Here is a 21,007-nt window from a genome sequence, read left to right on the forward strand (position 1 = left end):
CACGAGAAGGTTCTCATGTTCGAACGCCTGATCCAATTTGCCATCGAGCAGCGCATCATCGTGCTGCTCGCGGTTCTCCTCATGGCCGGCCTCGGTATAGCCAGCTACCAGAAGCTGCCGATCGACGCCGTTCCCGATATCACCAACGTCCAGGTGCAAATCAACACAGGGGCAGCAGGTTTTTCACCACTGGAAACCGAGCAGCGCATCACGTTTCCCATCGAAACTGCAATGGCTGGTTTGCCGGCTCTAGAACAAACTCGCTCGCTGTCACGCTCGGGTTTGTCGCAAGTCACAGTGATCTTCAAGGAAGGCACTGACCTGTTCTTCGCCCGACAATTGGTCAACGAACGGTTGCAGGTGGCCAAGGAGCAACTACCCGAGGGGGTGGAAGCCGTCATGGGGCCGATCTCAACCGGTCTGGGTGAAATTTTCCTGTGGACGGTCGAGGCTGAAGAAGGTGCCGTCAAGGAGGACGGCAGTCCCTATACGCCGACCGACCTGAGGGTGATCCAAGACTGGATCATCAAGCCTCAGCTGCGCAATGTTCCCGGGGTCGCCGAAATCAATACCATTGGCGGGTTCGCCAAGGAGTACCAGATTGCACCCGATCCAAAACGCTTGGCGGCTTACAAGCTTACGCTGACTGACCTTGTTACAGCGCTGGAGCGCAACAACGCCAACGTCGGTGCCGGTTATATCGAGCACAGTGGCGAACAGTTACTGATTCGCGCACCTGGCCAAGTAGCGACCACCGAAGATATCGCCAATATCGTCATGGCCAACGTCGACGGTACGCCCATCCGTGTCAAGAACGTCGCAACCGTGGACATCGGCCGTGAATTGCGCACGGGGGCAGCGACCGAAAACGGTCGTGAAGTGGTGCTCGGCACAGTGTTCATGCTGATCGGTGAGAATAGCCGCACCGTGGCCCAAGCCGTTGCTAGCAAGCTTGAGCAAATCAACCGCTCACTGCCAAAAGGGGTGGTGGCAGTCACCGTCTATGACCGTACCAATTTGGTGGACAAGGCAATTGCCACCGTTAAGAAGAACTTGATTGAAGGTGCGATCCTGGTGATCGCGATTCTGTTCCTGTTCCTTGGCAACATTCGCGCGGCTCTGATTACTGCCATGGTGATCCCGCTCGCGATGCTATTCACATTCACTGGCATGTTTACCAACAAGGTCAGCGCCAACCTGATGAGCCTCGGAGCGTTGGACTTTGGCATCATCGTTGATGGCGCGGTGGTCATTGTCGAAAACGCCATCCGTCGTCTGGCCCATGCACAGCAACACCACGGACGCATCCTCACCCGCTCCGAACGCTTTCACGAAGTGTTCGCGGCGGCCAAGGAAGCACGCCGACCGCTGATTTTCGGCCAGTTGATCATCATGGTCGTGTACCTACCGATTTTTGCCCTCACCGGCGTCGAAGGAAAAATGTTTCACCCGATGGCGTTTACTGTGGTGATTGCCTTGCTCGGCGCGATGCTGTTGTCGGTGACCTTTGTCCCGGCGGCGATTGCGATGTTCGTCACCGGTAAGGTCAAGGAAGAAGAGAACTTCATCATGCGTGGCGCCCGTCGGGTGTATGCGCCAGCGCTAGAATGGGTCATGGGCCATCGATCAATGGCATTCGCCATAGCACTAGCCGTTATCGCGGTGTGCGGTGTGGTCGCCAGTCGAATGGGCAGCGAGTTTGTGCCGAGCCTCAGTGAAGGGGATTTCGCGTTGCAAGCACTGCGTGTACCAGGTACCAGCCTGACGCAATCGGTAGAAATGCAGCAACGTCTGGAAAGACTTGTGTTAGCAAAGGTACCGGAGGTCAAGCGGATGTTTGCTCGTACTGGTACAGCAGAAATTGCCTCAGACCCAATGCCACCAAACATCTCTGACAGCTACGTGATGCTCAAGCCGAAGAATCAATGGCCTGATCCGAATAAATCCAGAGAGGCGTTGGTAGCTGATATCCAAAAAGCTGCAGCCGGAATGCCCGGAAGCAACTATGAGCTTTCTCAGCCTATTCAATTGCGTTTTAACGAGCTGATTTCAGGCGTGCGCAGTGATGTGGCGGTCAAGGTCTTCGGTGATGACATGGCGGTGCTTAACAGCACCGCTGCAAAAATTGCCGCGTCCATGCAGAAGATCAATGGTGCCTCCGAGGTCAAAGTCGAGCAAACGTCGGGACTGCCGGTACTGACCATCAACATCGATCGTGACAAAGCCGCCCGTTACGGACTGAACGTTGGCGACGTACAAGACACCATTGCGGTGGCGGTCGGTGGTCGTCAAGCCGGTACGATGTATGAGGGAGACCGCCGATTCGACATGGTGGTGCGTTTATCCGACGCCATGCGTAAGGATCTCGAGGGATTGTCCACACTGCTAATCCCGGTACCGGCGCTGCTTAACACCAATGCCGATCAGATCGGGTTTATTGCTCTTTCAGAGGTGGCTAGCCTCGATCTAGTGTTGGGACCTAACCAGGTCAGTCGTGAAAACGGCAAACGTCTGGTGATCGTCAGCGCCAACGTGCGTGGGCGTGATATCGGCTCATTTGTACAGGAGGCCAGTAGCGCCATTGATAAAGAAGTGCAGATCCCGGCCGGTTACTGGACCAACTGGGGAGGACAGTTCGAGCAGCTCCAATCCGCTGCCAAGCGACTACAGATTGTAGTCCCGGTGGCCCTGCTCTTGGTGTTCGCACTCTTGTTCATGATGTTCAACAACCTCAAGGATGGCCTATTGGTGTTCACCGGTATTCCATTCGCGTTGACGGGGGGAGTCATGGCTTTATGGCTCCGAGACATACCGCTGTCGATCTCGGCAGGTGTTGGTTTCATCGCGTTGTCGGGCGTGGCGGTGCTGAATGGTCTGGTGATGATTGCGTTCATCCGCAATCTTCGGGAGGAAGGACATTCGTTGAGTTCCGCAATCAATGAAGGGGCTCTTACCCGGTTGCGCCCAGTGTTGATGACAGCTCTGGTGGCCTCTCTTGGCTTTATTCCGATGGCACTGGCCACCGGAACGGGGGCAGAGGTCCAGAGACCCCTGGCTACCGTGGTGATCGGGGGCATCCTATCCTCAACTGCGTTGACCCTGCTGATATTGCCTGCGCTTTATCAATGGGCGCACCGCCGAGACGAGGAAGAAGCCGAAGACGAAGACGAAGACGAAGACGAAGACGAAGACGAAGCCGAAGACGAAGACGATAAAATAGAAGCCGTATAATTCTTTAGTTTTAAAAGCCCACTATCGAGATTCGATAGTGGGCTTTTTTATGTGAGCTACATAACGAATCTGTAATCTTGGCGCCACCGTGTTGATAGGTTCGAATTGATACCCTACTAGCGTTAACTATATGAGGTGTCAGTATGAAAATTGCTCAAATCTGCGCTCTTGCGGGTGCTTTAATCCTTTCTTCAGTTGCTTTAGCCGAAGGTGGGGGGGACAGAACCTTCGAAAAAATGATGGCGGCGCGAGATGTGGCAATGGAGGCATATGTTGCTAGAGAAGGGAAGAGCGTTCCCGTGGTGTCAAGTGATGCTAAAGATGAGACAGGTAAAATGTAGTAGTACTGCGTATAAAAAAACCGCTTCCGGTTTCCGGCGGCGGTTTTTTTTACGGCTTTATTACACATTCGTAACCTAGCCGCCACGCCATCGCAATGTTCGAATTGATATCCTTGTAACAGTTAATATATGAGGTACTAAATATGAAGTTCATGAATATTATTACTTTCGCTGGAGCTCTGACGTTATCCTCTCTCGTACTGGCGGAAGGGGGAGGAGACAAAGCCTTTGAAAAGATGATGGCGGCGAATGCTAAAGCCATGGAGCAGTATGCAATTAGCCAGGGGAAAAGCGCCCCTGTGTCGAAAGAATACGAGTACGGGATGAAGGTGGATGTTGTGAAGGTTATCAGTGTGGTGCGGCCTGCAAAAGTCTGCGCAGTGGTGCCCGCCGCAATGACCTATGAAGATTCAAAAGGACAGCTAAATACAATTAGGTACACTGTGGCTGGAGAGTGTCGTAAACGAGGCGGCTAGCAGCTATGCTGCTGTCAGAGGGATTTGTACGCTCGATTAACCTCAATACTTAGAGGTATCGGGCGTTTTTTATATGCTCGTGTTTTAACGGGCATAAAAAAGACGCCCCGAGGGACGTCTTAAAAATTCACCTTTTTCCAAAGGAGCTTCTAAAGGTGAGCTTGGAGCTTTTAACTGAACAGCGATGAGTTTCAGATTTTCACATACTAGCTACTTGTCTATAGGACTCCAACCAGATGCGCTAGCTAGATTCCTATTAACTCCCACTCACTATAAGCAATTCAAGTTAACATGAAGATGATTGAAAAATTACATTTTTGAAATCTTTCTAGCGAAAACGGGATATTCGTGAAGAACGAATTATCCCGTTCAGGTATTACAGAATCGCTAGTGGGTACTCAACGATCACACGGACTTCATCCAAATCAGACTCAAACGCGGTTGCACGGGTGTTCATTTGTCGCAAGCGGAAGGACATATCTTTCAAGGAGCCTGTCTGAACGACGTATTTTACTTCGATGTCGCGCTCCCAACGTTTCTGATCGGTCAACGGGTTTCCATCCGCATCGCGCCGCATGTATGTGGCGTTGGCGTTGGAGTAGTCGGCGTCGGTGCCACGACCATAACGTGTCATAAACGACAAGCCAGGTACACCATACGAGCTCATGTCGAGGTCGTAACGCACCATCCATGAACGTTCTTTTGGCGAGTTGAAGTCGCTGTACTGGATTGAGTTGTCGAGAAAGATGGAATCCGACTGACGCAGATAGTCGAAGTCGTCGTTACCATTATTTCGCTGGTGAGAAAGTGCAAGTGAGTGTGCGCCATACTTCACGCCAACCTTAGCGCTCCAAATATTGTTGTCGAACTCGCCCAACAGTTTTTTCCCTTCGTCAACGGCCTTGTAGTAATTCACACCGCCGAATACGGAAAGCTCATCAGACAAGGAGTAGTTCAACCCGGTGCCAGCATAGTATTGATTCCAGGCGTCTTTGAGACGACTGGAGTAAAGACTAACGATAATATTCTTATTCACATTGTAGTCGCCACCAAAATAGCCGACCCAAGGTGAGTTAACTGGGCCTGCATAGAAGGTTGCGAAGTTGTCGCGCATATTGCTGGAGACTGGTTGACTCATAGCATGCAGGCGACCACCCTGAACTGTCAGCCCTTCGATGCTGGTATTGGTAGCGGTCACACCACGGAAACTTTCCGGTAAAAGCCTTGAGTCGCCAGAAGCCACGACAGGGTTGGCGGGAAATACATCACCTACTTTCACCACAGTGTCAAAAGCGCGAACTTTTGCCGCGCCACCGACTTTCGTGTATTCATCTCGAGCTTCGCCGTCGCCATTGACAGGTAGCACATCGAATGAACTACGACCGCCGTTACGACCGTCACCCGTATCAAGCTTCAAACCGATCATCGCGAAAGCGTCGACGCCCACGCCTACAGTGCCTTGGGTAAACCCGGATTCGAACTTACTGATAATCGCATGCGACCAAGCTTCGGAGTAGCCATTGCCCGTGGGGCTTGATTGACCGTTACGATGATCACGATTGAAGTAGAAATTTCGATTGAGCACGGTAAGGCTGCTGTCTTCGATAAACCCCCCAGTCTTTTCCTCCGCAAACACTATAGAAGGCCCAGAACTGACAACCAACGCCAAAGCGGCCATCGAAAATTTCGTATTGTTATCCATTAATCACTCCTTAGGTTCGGCAGAACTAGAAAGCTCTTCGGCTGGAATTATTGTTTACGGGAGCAGTTTCTGCTCCCGTATCGTCGCCGACTTGTATCGTTGCAATTTGAAGATAACGGGGAGATGATTGAAAAATTACAATTCTGTAATATTCGCCTGTTTTTTCAAAATTAACTTTTGCGGCATGCCCCCAACCGATGGGTGGCTCTACCTTTACTAGGGCTTTTCTCAGGAATTCTCTTAACCAGCAGCACGAATCCACACCTGAAAGTGCGCATGCTCAGGAGCTGAAATCAGTTCTCGATGCATCGTCACAGTGAAGTCGAACCGAGATCGTTTAGATTTTTGGCTCACCTGACCAATCTGACCATCACACAGCTTTATATGATTCAAGCAGTGACCGCGGTTAAGTTGGGATGCGGTAATAGCTGTACCCGGAAGGCGGTCGCCGCTAACCAAAATGGGATAGCGATAGCGGAAATATTCCGGATGTAGTGTTGTGGAGTTCCCCATCCGCTTGTTCAAAAAACCGAGTATTTTTTAATACTGCTGGAGTTGTTGCTTTTGGACTTTATCAGCTAGTCCCTATTACGGCGCATACTGGTCAAGTTACATGCAAACGAATGTCTGCAAGAAAACAACTGGCTGGTAAGTGGTATTGCATAGGGAGCAAGAGCAGTGCAATGAAGCACGCTCTTTAACGACACGATAGTTACTGGATGGGTTTGACCGAGACCACATCGAAATATTTGAATTTCTTTTTTTTAGCTTCTTTTTTAGCCTCTTGTTCCGCGATAAGAGTACTCAGCGTGTTCGCATCATAAATGAACACGCTCACGTCGCCTTCGAAGTCCTTGGTAACGTGCAGTGTCACCCTCAGCTTCGGTGATAGCGGTTTAGAGTTTAGTCGCGACGTTGGACTCGGCTGCGGCTTTGCGAGTACTACGGGGTCGGATTGTTTTGGGGAGCCGAATAGCGCCAAGCGCATATCCTCCTCATTCAGTTCAACGCTCATCTGGGATTTCTCGTCGCTAATGTAAGACGCGGGACCTTCATTACGTAGACTACGTGGCAAGCTCCTGCTGACCGCCAACTGTGATGGCCTCAGGAGTTTCAAATGGTGGGTTTTCATCTCTTAACGTTTATCACTGAGCGATTGAAAACGACGTGGCCGAGGGATAAGCCAGATTTCCTGCAAAGCGCAGCCTTTATGAAAACCGCCGCACGCTCCAGCTCCGTTGAGGATGCTGCGTGCTCAGCAAGCCAACGGCGTATAGATGCTGGTAGAGAAAGCCACGATGAACTGCCTCAATACGCGTAGTCTGTCGGGGGTCTAGGGCAGCAGGTTGGCCATCAATCAAGTCCGTTTGAGGCGACATGGCATTTTCCTAGTCAGCAATATCATTAAGATCGAGCCGCATTTAGCTCGGCCAGGGCCTCACCCAGCGAGCCCGATCCATCGGCGGGCAATGCCTTAAGCAATGCTTGGGTTACCGCTACGGCGGCTTGCGCTCCCTGACCCGCGAGTAGTCTGCCTTCTTGGCCAAGAAAGGCGGATTGGGGCAATCCCATGTATGCCACTTGGGTTCGTACAAAGGCCTCCAAGCTGTCGAGGAGTACCGGGTCGAGAGTGACGGTAAGCGGTGGATTGCTCATCTGCAGACTCCTTGGTAAGGGGGCGGTTTTCCTAGACCGGAATAACACTGGCATATGTTTGGAGCGGTTTATTCACTCAGCTTGATTCTGGCTGGATCGGGACGGGGTTGCCAGTTTCCTTCACCAGGATATACTCCGGCCATCGCCTTATGGCACCACTCAAAAGTTTCTTTCAGATCGGATGTTCCGGCCTGTTTGAATGGCAGTAATTCTGCCACCTAGAGCTGCATTCGCAGCACCTCACCTACCCTCGCGGGACGCAATCCCGCTTGGGGTAGCTCCGCCAGATTTTCTCCCAGGAGCTACACCAATGTTTAAACCTGCACGCTATTTCACTGCTATCCGACGTGAGGCTGAGATATTAAATTCAACCTTTCTGCAGGAAGCGATCTGATGAGCACAAAGAACATTACCGACTGGAAAATTATTCCGACCACTGAAGATACGATTTCGTTAATCGGGATCGTAGACGGTCGTGAAATCCAGACTTCGCCCATCGTTGCTGCGCGTCGAGGCGAGGTGAAGACGAGGAACTCACATTACATTCTTGGAACCAAAAGACCTGGAATGTGGGAACTGCAATTAGAGATGCGCCGAAGAAAACAGTCTGAGACCCTTCGAGAGCAGGGCGTAATTTAGCCTTGCTTGATTTGATTCAGATGCTCGGCAACCTAGATCTACTGATCTAGATTTTTTGATTTAATGGCAATATCTGCCACCAAATGCTGCATTCGCAGCACTTTACTTACCCTCGCGGGACGCCATCCCGCTCGGGGTAGCTCCGCGAGTTTTACACAGGAGCTACACCATGCTTACTCAAGCCCAAAAATTCACCGCAATGCGTGGCGATGTGGAACTGACTGCCGAAGTCAGTCCATGCTGTTTCATGTACGGCAGTCCCCTGCAGATAACGGTGCGTTTGCCGAACGGTGGTGACACCATCGTTCAGAACAAGGAAATTGCGATCAAGGACGCTACAGAGAATGACTGTAAGTCTCTTCTGGAGACAGTCCAGATAATGCCTTGCAAAACTTGCCAGAAACCCGCGTTTGATCCTTCATCCTGCCGCACGAATCGAGATGGTGAGTGCGAGAGTTGCTTCATGAAAAAGTTGAATGAAGAGTTCGACGATTTTGAGAAGAAATATCAGGCAAAACTGAAAAAGGATGATGCGAAATACAAGGCTAAGGGGTGCACTCATCGCATTACGACTTGGGTCCACCCTACCAGGGGCGATGACTACCAAATCATCATGTGGATGACTAATCCTACGGCCGAGGAAATCGTTGCTCAGTTGAAGAAGAAAAGGGGCGCGGATACAACCGGGTATCAGCTGGTTGCTCTCTAAGCGGTCAATTCAAGCGATCTCCTCACGGGGATCGCTCTCCAACTGAGGTGCCTTCTGATGTCCCTATTAATTAGCCTGTCAGCCGCCACAATCGGCAAAGGTGCAAAACTGTTCCACGTCAGCTTATTGGCCAATGGTTGGGATTCAGCCACCCTTTGGACGGTAGCGGCGGATGATCTGGATGCAGCATTTGATTATGCGATGTCTGAATACCCTGACTTGGATCGGGCCGATTTCGATGAAGGCCGTGACGGCTACGAGATCGGCGCGTACGTCTAAAGGTCACAGTAGTTCGGCGTTTGCCGGGCTTTCGTTCGTGTTTAATCAGAGGGCGGCCAATGGTCGCCCTTTTTTATTTGAGTGAGAGCCGCGTATCAAGTGCGCTTCACGAAGGTTGGTACCCGTAAAAGGATCCGAAGCCGCCCTTGCATGTGGTTCTGACAGGGGATGATGTACCTACGTTCTGGTGCAGCGATTAGCCCATAAGAACATCACTTACCTATGTCAGATCAACAAGGTTTAAGGTCTCAAAATGAAATCAAAGGCTGCATTAATTGGGTTGATCGGATTGGCATTAATGGCTGTGGTTTTTGTTGGAAAGCCGATCGGAAAGCAATGGGAGGCTGCATCTGTCGACGATATTCAGTCCGTAACATCCGTGTCGCATTGTGCCAAAAAGATTCTTTTGGATGCGAACCGCGAGGGACGAGAAATCACACGAAGGGATTTGGATCGAGTAAAAGGCCAATGCATTTCCGTTGACCAACAAGCTAAAGCATTTTGACCCTTTAAAGGTGCGGTAGAGTAACCATGAAGCAAAATCAACACGTCATGACCTGGTTGGAGGCTTTACGCGATGAGGCTGTATCAGACACCTGTAGCATGCTGCGGATGATCGAAATTATGGCCATACTTGCTAAGTATTCTCACGGGATGACCACCATATAACGCTCGCGATTTTCGACAACCATTGGAAATGAATATGCTGATCATAAAACTTGCTGCGGTCATCGAGATCGCCGCCGGCATTTACTTGGGGGATGGGGTCATGGGTGGACTAGGCGTGATCGCACTGGCCTGTGCCGCAATAGGTACGGTGCCCAAGCAAAAGCTTGAAAGCAATTTTTACGCTTAGTATGAGTTTGGCTGGATCTATTAGGCTGTATTGGTAGAGCGCTCATCGCCCACGCGAGTCGATGACAGGGGACAGTCGGTGGGCGTTCTACCAATTCACTTTAAAGATCGCATAGCGCCAGTTTGAGTGGCAACAACAGGAACAGCGGAATGTCCATCTACTACAGGTTCTACATCAAAACGCAGTCGCCTCGAAGGGTGGAACAACTGATCCTTCATACGCTCGGTGGAGATGGCTGGCTTGAACCATATGGGAATGGTTACCTGCGTCCGATTCAAATCGCCCTGGTGCCAGGTGAAGCCCATGTGGTGCTACCGAACCGGGATAGCTACGGTTCGCCGATCACCTCTGATGCCGACACCGGTTGGTGGTGCCAAACAATAGAATGTGACACTAGCGCCCCAATAAAATCAATAGGTTACGGTAGCGGCTCTCTTTCCATAAATAAATAGAACGTGACACTGCTGGCGTGCCTGCCGCAAAAAGCGTGTAATTTCCAACAATAGAATGTGACATTAACCATACAAAAAAAAGGTTAATGGCTTTGTTATAGATTTCGCTACCTTTTCTATGAGCCAAGGACTGCGATATGCCTGCAATACACGCGGAGATGAACCGTACGGTTATTCGCCTAAAAAACTATCGCGAGCAACTCGACCGAAGTCGTCCAGATCGGCGGCCTGCTCATCAAACATCGTGTTAACCATTCGCTCGCGGCGCAAATTGCCCAGTGTATGGAAGAAGCAGCCCTCGCAGAGATGCACTTCATAACACTCACCATCATGCTGAGAACCATACCCCCAACGTGCCTGCACCGTACCGAATTGCATCCCGTAGCCTTCGACACGGGTGCTGACACCGCAAACGTCACAAATTACGTTGGTGACAATTTCGATTGTCTCGACAGTTCTGATTTTCATGGCCCCTCCCTTGAGAGATCTCCACGATTTTTTGGCTGGTCATTACAGGATAGCGGTGCTTACCCAACGGGCCACCTCACTAGCACTTCTTCGGAATGAAGGTAAAAGCGTGGTTGGACACACAAGTCTTTGGACCGTCAGACTCGGTTGCCGCAGTCCGGCACACAAACCAGCGGTTGTTTGCGGCTCACTCAGGCACTTGGTAGCTAATGCCATTGGGTCCGGCCCCGACTTTATGGCTGGCTACCACTGTGCGACTGGCAGTATCGATCACAGAGAAGGTGCCGGCCTCGATATTGCTAACAAACACATAAGCGCCGTCGCTGCTGATGGCCACACCGTGAGCGCCCTTACCGGTGGTCAGGGTGGCGACAACGCTCAAGGTCTGCGGGTCAATCACCGAGACGCGGTCATCCGGCTCACTGCTGCTGCCCTGATTGGCCACGTAGACCTGGCGACCATCTGCCGTGGCATACATCTGAATCGGCGTTCTGCCGACGGCAACTTTACCTATCAAGCGTTGTGTTTCCGTATCGATGATTCCGAGCTTGTTCTCTGCGCTCAGCGACACATAGGCCTGCCGCCCATCTGGGGCGAAGCCGACTTGCACAGGGCCGTTACCAACGGCAATTTGCGTGGCTTCTTTCAGCGTTGCGGTATCGATTACTGATACGCTGCCACTGCGCATATTGGCGACATACAGCATCTTGCCATCCGGGCTCAGGCGTAAACCATGGGGGAAACTACCGGTCCTGACAGTGCCGAGCTGAGTGCGTGCTTGTAGGTCAAACACCCGAACCAGATTAGCGGCAGAGTCGCTAACGAAAGCCCGCTGTCCGCTGAGGTCAGTCACCACGTGGGCAGGATGTTGCCCCGCCGGCAGGCTAAAGGCCGGTTTATCTAGCGTGGCAGTGCTGAACACCAGCAACTCACCCGCCCTCATGGCTCCTGTTTGATGCTCGGCATGCGCAGGCATGCCCACCACCAGCAGCCAGCGTCCATCGGCGCTGATTTGTAAATTATGCGGTGCAATGTTCAGGGCAAGCGTTTTGACCACACCCGTGTCGAGCCTGACTTGGCTAATCGAACTGTCGCGCTCATTGGCCGTGTACACAGTGCCAACTGGCGCTGCCAGCGCTACGTTTAAAGCCAGAGCGAGACTGGACGCCAAAAGCAGTTTGAACTTGAACATGAGCGCTGATCCTTTTAGCGAAACAGTGACTATTGCGACTGGTGTTCGGCGAGCAATCGCCTGCTTATCATGCTGCGCCGCCGCAACCAGTCGCTCATTGATCATAATCAACTACTCGGCATTGAGCGCTGTGGAAAAAGTAGTTATTGCTCACGGCAAGACGAAGCGAAACAGCTCAGCCGACTTGCCGGGAAACGCCAGTTTGAGCACAGCTTTGCTACCTGCTGCGGCTTGATAAGAGCCTTCCGCCAACAGCGCGTTATCGCCGGCCTGGCGCAAGACAACGATCGCCTACAAAACACCCTGCTCAGGGCCAAGGACACGCTCACCCAAAGCCGCAGCGCACATGAGCACCTGGTATTTCAATTCGCCGCGGCAGCTGAAAACGCTGCACCCGCGTAGGAAGTCACTACTGCGCCGTAAACTTAAAAGATTGACAACGTTTAATCGCTTTATCATTCGTTAAACGAGTCAGCATGATGTTCGTGATCGAGATCAGACTGGGCTTTTAATACCTCGAGAAATCTAACGCCCTACTTTTTTCATTTTTGCTTGCTCGATCGTGCGGATAACGAACGAGAGCATAAATCAGGAAGCATTAGTAAATGCGGCAGCCCAAAGCTTAGCAAGAAGCCAAGCACTGTGAGGCTCGCGCTCAGAACAAAAGAGGCACCAGGCAGAAAGACAGTACTGTAGAGGATTCCACCGACCGCCGACCCTAAGGTTGCCCCAAGACTGGACGCTGCCGTTTGCTTGCCGAGCTCCCAGCCTTGTGCGCTTCCAGCCTTGGCCGAGATCCAATAAGTGAGGATCGGCGATAGGATGCCGGCGCTGGTAGCGACCGCACCGATCACGACAAGCATCAACATAAAATTAGATGCCCAAGGTACAAGGAACAACCCAGCTGCCAGCACGGAGAGTGCGGGTGCGATGAGCCAGCGGGTCGTGTCCGGCTTGAACCAGGGTGAGAATACGATTGCTTGCATCCCAAACATGACCAAGCTGCACTCGGTAAACATCAGCGCAATCTGATATGGACTCAAACCTAGTTCCTGTTTACCACGCAGTGCGAGCCCGACCTCGAAGGCCCCGACGCCGACCGAAACGATGAAAGTGAGGATGAGGAGTTTTGGCACCAGCCATGCGTTTTGATCGGCCGAGGCATTAGATTTCTTCTTTGACCGACCAAGGCCTTCGATACTCGGCACTGAAAACGCAACTCCACCGGCCACTAGAAAGGCGAGCACTCCCGTCGCCGCGAGCGGAACCGCGACTGATCCTGCCGGCAAGGCGAGGCTGAAGGTATATGCGGCAAAGCGCGTCACGAACACGCTCAGCATCGGTCCAAGCAGGAAGCCGCTAATCCCTGTCATGCTGACGAACGCAAGCCGACGGGCCCGTCCCTGCTCGGTCGTCGTGACGTTGCCGAATACAGCCGCTGCTACGGGCGTCACCGCTGCGGCAAACATACCGCTTATGAAGCGCTCGGCGTAAACAGCGACGAGACTCTCAACAAAAGAGAAAACCAACATGGTTACGCCAAAGCCGAGAAGTCCAACAAGTAGTACACCTCGCGGGCCGCGTCGGTCGGAAAGTCGGCCCCACATGGGTGCAAACAGAAAAAGTGAGAGAGCGTAGACAGCAGTCAGTAACCCGGTGTGCTGGGAAACTAGCGCAGCATCACCCTCAGCTCCCAAGAGCCGCTCAATTAGGTAGGGTAAAAGCGGAAGCACGATGCCAAAGCCAACCGACACAGTGAACACGCTGAGCATAAGCACGGCCGTAGTCGCTACGGGCAAACGTGCTGAGCGCGCGCTGGCGGCCCTCATGTAGCCGCAGGCCATCGAGTCATGCCTGCGGTCCGACGTCTGAGTATCATAGGGGCGAGTTAACCGCAGCAACCACCCTTGGATTGATGATTGGGCGTAGCCTTGGCCGCATTCACTCCATAGCCCGCGCCTTTCACGGCCGATTTCAGTTGATCGAGCGAGGTGAGTCGCTCGTCATAACGCACGGCAGCCTCGCCGGTCGAGAGCGACATTACTACGTCATCAACTCCGGGAATTGCTTTCAGCGCGTTCGCCACATTGCTGGCGCAGCCGCCACACGTCATACCGGTTACATTCAACGTTTCACTTTGCATGGTGATACTCCTTTTTATGATAGGGAATACAAACATCGTTGTAATACGTTCTTAGTCTCCCGTCTGTGGCTCACATTTGTATGCGGATCAGTTTGCTCAGGATTACTTGACTCGAGGATTGCTTTGGATCTAACCACGTCGTCTGAGCGTGCTTGAGTTTTTTGGCCGGCTATCAACGATAGAGAGCTCTTCAGAGAACCATTGGTTTATCCGGTAATTCATTCTGGTCACCACCGGTAGCGGGAAAGAGCCTGGACGGTGTTGGTCAGCGGCAAGCTGACAGGGCCACAGTCAGAGTACGTCTCCTGCCTGGTAATCCATTGACCTGGTGTTGCAACACACTTGCGGCAGCAAGGCTTACGTATAGACTGCGGTAGTTCGTTTTACCTCCTTGCCGCATGATCGAGCCCGTGGGAAATATCGATGGTTACAACGAGACGCCGAGGGAAGGCTGCGCGCCGGCCGTAGGTATAATTTGTGGCCGTACACGCTTGATACCGGCGAGCTTGGTCCGTTTCAGTAGCAGAGCGTTGATTGCCACGACGGCCGAACTACCCGACATCGATAATGCTGCGACTTCTGGCGATAAAGTAAACGGGTAGAAGACGCCGGCTGCCAGCGGGAAGGCGATCAGATTGTAACCAACCGCCCACCACAGGTTCTGATGCATCTTGTGCAGGGTGGCACGTGACAGTTCTATAGTACCGACGACATCGTACGGGTCACTTTTCATCAAAATGACCTGCGCACTTTCCATAGCCACGTCGGTGCCGGCACCAATCGCGAAACCTACATCGGCCTGGGTCAGGGCCGGCGCATCATTGATGCCGTCGCCTACCATGCCAACTTTGTGCCCCTGCTCTTGCAGTTCCTTAAGCTTGGATGCTTTCTGGCCTGGAAGCACGTCGGCCAGCACTATATCAATACCAAGCTCCTTGCCGATGCGATCGGCCGTGGCTTGATTATCGCCGGTAATCATCGCCACCTTTACACCGCGCTCCTGCAACTTGGCGATCGTCGCCATGGAGGTCGGCCGTACGGCATCGGCAATGGCGATTAGACCGATCAGCTTTCCGCCGCGAGCGACATACACTACGGTTCGGCCCCCACCCTGGAGTCGGAAGGCTTCAGTGGCCAGCGCCTGCAATGGGATGTCTTCGGACTCCATCAGCTTGAGGTTTCCGAGCAGTACCTTCTCACCGTCGATCATCGCGTGAGCACCCTGACCATCGATGTTGGTAAATCCCGTCGCGACCTCGGCCCGCGAGGTCCCCAATCTTTTGAGCACCGCCAACGCCAAGGGATGCTCCGAGAACTTCTCCACCCCCGCAGCGGTAGCCAGCAACTGAGCTTCGGTAACGTCCTGGGCGGTGACCATCTCTACCACATCAGGTTGCCCGAGTGTGAGAGTGCCTGTCTTGTCGAAAACGATGATGGTGAGCTTGGTAGCGTTCTCAAGTGCGGCGGCGTTTTTGAACAAGATACCGTTCATAGCGCCGAGCCCCGTACCGACCATTATGGCCATCGGGGTGGCCAAGCCTAGCGCGTCGGGGCAGGCAATCACGAACACCGTGATCGTTAGCGTCAACGCTAACAGCAGTGGCTGGTCCAGGACCCAGAACCACACGCCGAAAGTGAGTAAACCAATGACAATGGCTGCCAGAACCAGCCACTGCGAGGCTTGATCAGCGAGTAGCTGCCCCGGCGCCTTGGAGTTTTGGGCTTCCTGGACGAGCTTGACAATCTGGGCCAACGCCGTGTCGGCACCAACCTTGGTAGCCTTGTAGCGGAAGCTACCGCTCTTATTGATCGTGGCGCCAATAACGGCATCACCAAGAGTCTTCTTCACGGGCATCGATTCGCCGGTCAGCATAGATTCATCGACCTCAGAGTTACCTTCGATGATTTCGCCGTCAACCGGAAGCTTGTCGCCCGGCTTGATGATTACCGTCTCGCCTGTCAGCACCTCCGAGGTGGCCACCTCGGTCTCGACGCCAGCGCGTAGCACCGTGGTCATCGGCGGGGCCAGATCCATAAGGGCGCGGATCGCATCTGAGGCACCCGCGCGTGCACGCATCTCAAGCCAGTGGCCCAGTAGAATGAAGACCAGCAGCACGGCTGCCGCTTCGTAGAACACCTCACCTTCGTAGAGGAAGGTGGCCCCCACACTGAACACATACCCAGTGCCGACCGAGAGTAAAACCAGGGTCGCCATGTTGACCACCCGGTTGCGCGCAGCACGCCAGGCTGCGACGAAGAATGGCCAACCCGGATAAGCGATCGCGCCAGTGGCGGCGACGAACAGAAAAACCTTCCGATTAAGGTCGAACGGAGTTGCGAAATCGCCGAACATCTTGCCCATCGGCGAGTACAGGAAGACTGGAATAGCGAACAATAGGGCAACGAAGAAGCGATTACGCATATCGTCGGCCATGTCCTGTATCGACATGCCGGGCGCATGCCCCATATCGTGCGTCATGTCGCTCATCGGTTGCGCGGGTTTGACGCTGTGGCCGGCATGGGGATCACTCCCCGGTTCCATTTCCTTCGGCGCGTGTCCCTTGCTACCACCATGCGCCATGTAGCCTTTATGCGCGTCTACGGTCTTGTGATCTGTAGGCTCGCAGAGGTGAGCGGGAACGAGTTCACCCCGGCAATGGTAGCCGCAGTCAATGATGCGTTGGCGGATCTCTTGATGCGACGTTTTCGCTTCGTCAAAGTGCACGGTGGCACTGCCGGCCACATAGTTCACTTCGACATGATGAACACCCGATAGCATTGCGATCTGTCGGTGGACGCCGGTCGCGCTCAGGGTGGAGATTAACTCCCCCACTTCGAAGGTGCTTGTTTTCATGTTCGCTCCTGAGGGGCAGACATCAGCGCGCCAGTTTCCCAGCGTCGACGCAATTGGGCGTGAATTCGAATACGATGTCCCGATCCGGCTCGACGAGCTTGTTCTTCTTGCCTGCGTAATGTAATCGCGAGAGGACGTCGCGTATAAGATTTAGACGCGCTAACCGCTTATTGTCAGCCCGTACGACGCGCCACGGTGAGATAGCGGTATGCGTTCGCATCAGCATTTCGTCGCGCGCGGCGGAGTACGCCTTCCAACGTTTAATGGCGACAGCATCGATCGGACTCGTCTTCCATTGCTTGAGCGGATTACGTTGCCGCTCGTCTAGTCGGCGCCGCTGCTCGTCCTTGCTGATGTCGAGGTAATACTTCAGCAGCTTGATGCCTGAGTTGACGAGCACTTCCTCGAACTTCGGCACCGATTGCATGAACTCCTCATGCTCGTCCTTAGAGCAAAAGCCCATCACATGCTCGACGCCGGCACGGTTGTACCAACTTCGATTGAACAGAACTAGCTCCCCAGCCACGGGGAGGTGGACGACGAAACGCTGGAAGTACCATCCACTGCGCTCGCGGTCAGAGGGTTTGTCGAGTGCCACGACGCGTGTTTCGCGCGGACTTAGGTACTCGACGACGCGCTTGATGCTACCGTCCTTACCGGCAGCGTCTCGCCCCTCCAGCAGCACGAGAATCTTATCGCCGCAGCCGATAAAGTGCCTCTGCAGCTTGACCAACTCAATCTGCAAAACACGAAGCTGAGCTTCATAGTCATCATGTGAGATCAATGCCTCGGTTTGCTCCCTGCTGACGATAAGCTCAGCCGGCGAAATACCTGTGCCGCCTGCAACCGGCAGAGCGACTTCATCATTTCCCCTGACATTTTTTTTCTTTTTGCTCATATGAAGTACTCCATCGTCCAGCTCGGTCGTTCGGACCTTCAGGGAAAAACTGATTCTGGCTGCCACCGGTTCGATCTGGATCGGTGTCACTGACGCAGAATTTTTAGGCGCTTACGCGCTGTCTGCACACGCACCCGATACGGATACCTCCCTCGACATTAGGCTCCTTCTGCTGAGGTACAAGGCCCGAACAGTCAACAGCTGGAATGGGATTGATGCGGTTGCTTGCATTGTTGAACCTGCTAACGCGATTCAGGTGGCCGATAGCCGCTTGCGCAGCGACGGCAGAAAGCGTGGTGTCCTCGCAGCATAATCCTCGAACTCCGCGCCGAACTGCTTTCGCATCTCTGCCTCTTCTGTGATAGCCAGCCGCGCATACATCACTAGCAAAATAGGAAACATGAGCAAGGTCAACAACGTCGGCCACTGGAACAGAAAACCCAGCAGAATAAGTACGAACGCAACGTACTGCGGATGGCGGATATGCGCATACGGGCCTGATACGGCGAGACCTTTGCGCCGCTGCGCGTGGTACAGGACATTCCACGCGCTGGACAGTAAATAGAAGCCGAAGCCAAGGAACACATAGCTGGCAATGTGCAGCACACCGAAGTGCGGATCGCCCTTCTCTCCGAGTAACGTCGACCACAGATGGCCGGTGTTGTGGGACAGTAGGTCGAGGCTCGGAAACTTCGTCTGAAGCCAGCCCGACATCAGGTAGATGGTCAGCGGGAAGCCGTACATCTCGACGAACAGAGCGATTATGAAGGCTGCGAACGCCCCGAAAGTGCGCCAGTCGCGTGCGGTCTGAGGCTTGAAGAAACTGAACGCGAACATGATGAAGATGGCCGAATTGAGAATGACGAGCGTCCACAGTCCGTAAGCTGGGGTGTCGTGCATGACTAATCTCCAATCTTTGGCGGCTGCGATGGTCCAGGGGGGACTTTGGTCGATGGGTCTCCATGATGGTGACCATGGCCGCCGTGCATGAAGAAGTGCATCAGCGGGCACGCCAGCAGCAGTAGAAACGGCAGCGCGCCGAAGAGGTGGGCACGGTGCTCGCTGAACAGGAAAAACGCAGCAATGGCGCCAAAAACGATCAACCCGATCAAGTAGCGCGAGCGCCAGAAGCCTGGTGGCTCAGAGTTGTGCTGAAGGTGGTCGTGATTCACTAAATTCTCCTTCAAACCGGCGCGTGTATTTCTTTCAAAAATTCAGCGCACTAATAGATTTTGTGCATCACCATAGTCATGGTTTTTTTTCGCTTTAATCCACTGATCGAATACGGCAATTTCCTTCTTCTGTGCGGCAATTATGTCCTTGGCCACATGAAGCATCTCCTGATTTTTTCCGCTCTTGAGTTCGGCTTGCGCCATTTCAATTGCCATCTGGTGGTGCATGCGCATGTTGGCCGCGAAGTCATAATCCACATCACCAGTCATGGACATGCCGCCCAGTTGTTTCGTGGTCTTCGATTGATCCATCTGCTCGGAAGGCATCGGCATCGTTTCGCTTTTCGCGGGTTCTGCGGCATTGGCCAACGTCGGCGCTGCTGCCATTACCGCGACAACCATCGCTACCGCCCTCATCAACAAAGTGACCGGCTAGAGCTGTTGTACTTGATATGCTGTGACATTGTGAATCTCCTGCTAGGGCCGGAGGGTTGGCCATTGCCCCCCGAACACGGAAATTGCTATTTCTGAACCGCATGGGGGCTGACCAACCCTAAGTGCCAACCATTTTTCGGCAACGCTGTGCGCATTCACACAGGCCCGCACACGTGGAAGTGGAAACGGAACCGCTCAACAAAAAATTGGCCTACGTTTAATAGATTTTCGGCGCAGTTGATCATTAGGCGAAATGTTCGGCCTCAAGGTGTTTGTCCCAAGCCTCAAAACTACCAAGCGCAACTCGAGCAAAATGCTGTTTCACCACGCTCAAGTAAGCACATACCCAAAGGCTCACATTTCACCCTAGACCACGTTTGACGGACAGTCGACTGAAATTAAGATTACATTCCTGTCAGCTTCTAGCTGGTTAGCATTTCGTTGCGCATGGGTGTTAAGCACCATCCGAGCCTATTTAACTGACGAAGCGTAAACCACAATAGGTGCACTGCCAGGGATGACATTAATAAAAAACAAATATCATACCTGACACATAAGTAACATTAGAGACAGCTTTTTGACAGGCATCACTTGCTACCATCTAATAACAAGTTAGTTATAGCAAAGAGAAAATCATGAAAATATTGAATGCAGGCATCGCTATTGCAATATTGGCAGCTTCCTCCGCAGCCATGGCTAAACGCGGAGGGGATCGCGTCTACGGTCGGACGATGCAAGAGAACCTGTACGCAATGGAGCAATATGCCATCAGAAACGGTATAGCCGTACCTGAAATTGTCCACTATTAAGTATGGGCTGGACCTTGATATTGCAAAAGTGGTTAACGTGACTCCAACCACTAAATATTATGGGCTGGTCCCTTCGCGTATGACCTACGAAGACTCCAATGGCAAAGTCAACACCATCGAGTACCAAGTGTTGGGCAGCGACTGTCCTCATGGCGGCTGATCGCTTAAAGGTGAATGTGGCCGGTTGAAATGATTAACACCGCTTGATGCATCCCGGCTCCTGGAAAGTTAAGGTAAATCCCCTTGGCATAGCCTCATAGGCCGAACCAATAGGTACTGCATCACTGCTTTGAGCTGCCCATTGAGCTAAAGTCAAAGCGGCCCTCCAGTCCAATCACTTTTGAAAGGAGCTGATATGGCGCTGCCATATGAGCGCACTCGTAGCGTTATCCAGGCGGAAGAATTCCTTCGAGAGCTGTCCAAAAACGCCGAACTACCCGATGCGATTCGCAACGAAGCCAGGCGCTTACTGCGCCATTATCCAACGGCCGACCAAATCATGGAGCTCGGTCGTTTTGAAGAACTTTTGGCGGCAACCAAACCTGATGATGCAGCGCGGGAAATGGCTATTGGCCTTCATGTGCGTATGTTCAGCTCAAGCTTTGAACATTGATTTGTGCAGCTAATCCCGCGTCGTAAGCTGGTTCAGTGAGTCAACTGCCATAAGTCACAGACTATGGGAGCGCCCTGCTGAA

23 protein-coding genes and 1 pseudogene are annotated in these 21,007 nt (G+C 52.9%); 12 read left to right on the plus strand and 12 right to left on the minus strand.

The features are described 5' to 3' along the window. Positions 1-15 precede the first annotated feature (15 nt). From ACX3YD_RS15465 to ACX3YD_RS15475, 3 genes are all read left to right on the plus strand, one after another. Positions 16-3,231 (plus strand): CusA/CzcA family heavy metal efflux RND transporter, encoded by a 3,216-nt coding sequence (locus ACX3YD_RS15465; RefSeq protein ID WP_458960471.1) that lies wholly within the window; start codon positions 16-18, stop codon positions 3,229-3,231. A gap of 143 nt (positions 3,232-3,374) precedes the next feature. Next, positions 3,375-3,572 (plus strand): co-regulatory protein PtrA N-terminal domain-containing protein, encoded by a 198-nt coding sequence (locus ACX3YD_RS15470; RefSeq protein WP_017341679.1) that lies wholly within the window; start codon positions 3,375-3,377, stop codon positions 3,570-3,572. Between the two features lie 143 nt (positions 3,573-3,715). After that, positions 3,716-4,048 (plus strand): DUF2790 domain-containing protein, encoded by a 333-nt coding sequence (locus tag ACX3YD_RS15475; RefSeq protein ID WP_454838570.1) that lies wholly within the window; start codon positions 3,716-3,718, stop codon positions 4,046-4,048. Positions 4,049-4,424: 376 nt separating this feature from the next. Here the strand turns inward: ACX3YD_RS15475 and ACX3YD_RS15480 are convergent, their stop codons facing one another. The 3 genes from ACX3YD_RS15480 to ACX3YD_RS15490 form a co-directional block, all read right to left on the minus strand. Continuing rightward, positions 4,425-5,750 (minus strand): OprD family porin, encoded by a 1,326-nt coding sequence (locus ACX3YD_RS15480; RefSeq protein WP_282382579.1) that lies wholly within the window; start codon positions 5,748-5,750, stop codon positions 4,425-4,427. 712 nt (positions 5,751-6,462) lie between these two features. Further along, positions 6,463-6,765 (minus strand): hypothetical protein, encoded by a 303-nt coding sequence (locus ACX3YD_RS15485; RefSeq protein ID WP_282382581.1) that lies wholly within the window; start codon positions 6,763-6,765, stop codon positions 6,463-6,465. 389 nt (positions 6,766-7,154) lie between these two features. Beyond that, the gene (locus ACX3YD_RS15490; RefSeq protein ID WP_454838569.1) at positions 7,155-7,406 is read right to left on the minus strand and encodes a hypothetical protein; all 252 of its coding nucleotides are present in this window, start codon (positions 7,404-7,406) and stop codon (positions 7,155-7,157) included. Between the two features lie 393 nt (positions 7,407-7,799). On the opposite strand from ACX3YD_RS15490, the gene ACX3YD_RS15495 reads away from it, so the two are divergent. The 6 genes from ACX3YD_RS15495 (at position 7,800) to ACX3YD_RS15520 (ending at position 10,341) form a co-directional block, all read left to right on the plus strand. Further along, positions 7,800-8,045: a hypothetical protein gene (locus ACX3YD_RS15495; protein ID WP_218538288.1), complete on the plus strand. Its 246-nt coding sequence runs from the start codon at positions 7,800-7,802 to the stop codon at positions 8,043-8,045. Between the two features lie 169 nt (positions 8,046-8,214). After that, the gene (locus tag ACX3YD_RS15500) at positions 8,215-8,754 is read left to right on the plus strand and encodes a hypothetical protein (protein WP_454838568.1); all 540 of its coding nucleotides are present in this window, start codon (positions 8,215-8,217) and stop codon (positions 8,752-8,754) included. A gap of 57 nt (positions 8,755-8,811) precedes the next feature. Continuing rightward, entirely contained in the window at positions 8,812-9,033 is a 222-nt protein-coding gene (locus ACX3YD_RS15505; RefSeq protein WP_454838567.1) for a hypothetical protein, read from the plus strand. A 253-nt stretch (positions 9,034-9,286) separates the two neighbouring features. Next, positions 9,287-9,538, plus strand: a complete 252-nt coding sequence (locus tag ACX3YD_RS15510; RefSeq protein ID WP_454838566.1) for a hypothetical protein — start codon at positions 9,287-9,289, stop codon at positions 9,536-9,538. A 198-nt stretch (positions 9,539-9,736) separates the two neighbouring features. Continuing rightward, positions 9,737-9,889, plus strand: coding sequence for a hypothetical protein (locus ACX3YD_RS15515; RefSeq protein WP_454838565.1), 153 nt, complete (start codon positions 9,737-9,739; stop codon positions 9,887-9,889). 149 nt (positions 9,890-10,038) lie between these two features. After that, positions 10,039-10,341 (plus strand): hypothetical protein, encoded by a 303-nt coding sequence (locus ACX3YD_RS15520; protein WP_458960472.1) that lies wholly within the window; start codon positions 10,039-10,041, stop codon positions 10,339-10,341. A gap of 171 nt (positions 10,342-10,512) precedes the next feature. On the opposite strand, the gene ACX3YD_RS15525 is transcribed toward ACX3YD_RS15520, so the two are convergent. Then, on the minus strand, positions 10,513-10,809 hold the full coding sequence (locus tag ACX3YD_RS15525) for a hypothetical protein (protein WP_454838556.1): 297 nt from the start codon (positions 10,807-10,809) through the stop codon (positions 10,513-10,515). Between the two features lie 187 nt (positions 10,810-10,996). Beyond that, the gene (locus tag ACX3YD_RS15530; RefSeq protein ID WP_454838555.1) at positions 10,997-12,001 is read right to left on the minus strand and encodes a YVTN family beta-propeller repeat protein; all 1,005 of its coding nucleotides are present in this window, start codon (positions 11,999-12,001) and stop codon (positions 10,997-10,999) included. Positions 12,002-12,070: 69 nt separating this feature from the next. Between ACX3YD_RS15530 and ACX3YD_RS15535 the strand changes: the two genes are divergently transcribed. Next, a complete protein-coding gene (locus tag ACX3YD_RS15535; protein WP_454838554.1) occupies positions 12,071-12,403 on the plus strand; it encodes a hypothetical protein in 333 nt (110 codons plus the stop codon). A 140-nt stretch (positions 12,404-12,543) separates the two neighbouring features. Here the strand turns inward: ACX3YD_RS15535 and ACX3YD_RS15540 are convergent, their stop codons facing one another. From ACX3YD_RS15540 to ACX3YD_RS15570, 7 genes are all read right to left on the minus strand, one after another. Next, the gene (locus ACX3YD_RS15540; protein WP_454838553.1) at positions 12,544-13,773 is read right to left on the minus strand and encodes an MFS transporter; all 1,230 of its coding nucleotides are present in this window, start codon (positions 13,771-13,773) and stop codon (positions 12,544-12,546) included. 116 nt (positions 13,774-13,889) lie between these two features. Further along, positions 13,890-14,144, minus strand: coding sequence for a heavy-metal-associated domain-containing protein (locus tag ACX3YD_RS15545; protein WP_454838552.1), 255 nt, complete (start codon positions 14,142-14,144; stop codon positions 13,890-13,892). Positions 14,145-14,571: 427 nt separating this feature from the next. Beyond that, on the minus strand, positions 14,572-16,998 hold the full coding sequence (locus tag ACX3YD_RS15550) for a heavy metal translocating P-type ATPase (protein WP_454838551.1): 2,427 nt from the start codon (positions 16,996-16,998) through the stop codon (positions 14,572-14,574). Between the two features lie 22 nt (positions 16,999-17,020). Continuing rightward, positions 17,021-17,896 (minus strand): polyphosphate kinase 2, encoded by an 876-nt coding sequence (ppk2, locus tag ACX3YD_RS15555; protein ID WP_454838550.1) that lies wholly within the window; start codon positions 17,894-17,896, stop codon positions 17,021-17,023. A 252-nt stretch (positions 17,897-18,148) separates the two neighbouring features. Next, entirely contained in the window at positions 18,149-18,796 is a 648-nt protein-coding gene (locus tag ACX3YD_RS15560; RefSeq protein WP_454838549.1) for a methyltransferase family protein, read from the minus strand. A gap of 2 nt (positions 18,797-18,798) precedes the next feature. After that, positions 18,799-19,068 (minus strand): DUF2933 domain-containing protein, encoded by a 270-nt coding sequence (locus ACX3YD_RS15565; protein ID WP_454838548.1) that lies wholly within the window; start codon positions 19,066-19,068, stop codon positions 18,799-18,801. 42 nt (positions 19,069-19,110) lie between these two features. Further along, positions 19,111-19,470 carry a DUF305 domain-containing protein gene (locus ACX3YD_RS15570; protein ID WP_454838547.1) on the minus strand — a complete coding sequence of 120 codons (360 nt, stop codon included), beginning with the start codon at positions 19,468-19,470 and terminating at the stop codon, positions 19,111-19,113. Between the two features lie 668 nt (positions 19,471-20,138). On the opposite strand from ACX3YD_RS15570, the pseudogene ACX3YD_RS15575 reads away from it, so the two are divergent. Together ACX3YD_RS15575 and ACX3YD_RS15580 are read left to right on the plus strand one after the other, a co-directional pair. Further along, positions 20,139-20,472: pseudogene (locus tag ACX3YD_RS15575) on the plus strand (DUF2790 domain-containing protein). Between the two features lie 195 nt (positions 20,473-20,667). Continuing rightward, a complete protein-coding gene (locus ACX3YD_RS15580; RefSeq protein WP_454838546.1) occupies positions 20,668-20,925 on the plus strand; it encodes a BPSL0761 family protein in 258 nt (85 codons plus the stop codon). Positions 20,926-21,007 lie beyond the last annotated feature (82 nt).

This window comes from Pseudomonas fluorescens group sp. PF-1, from assembly GCF_054481335.1.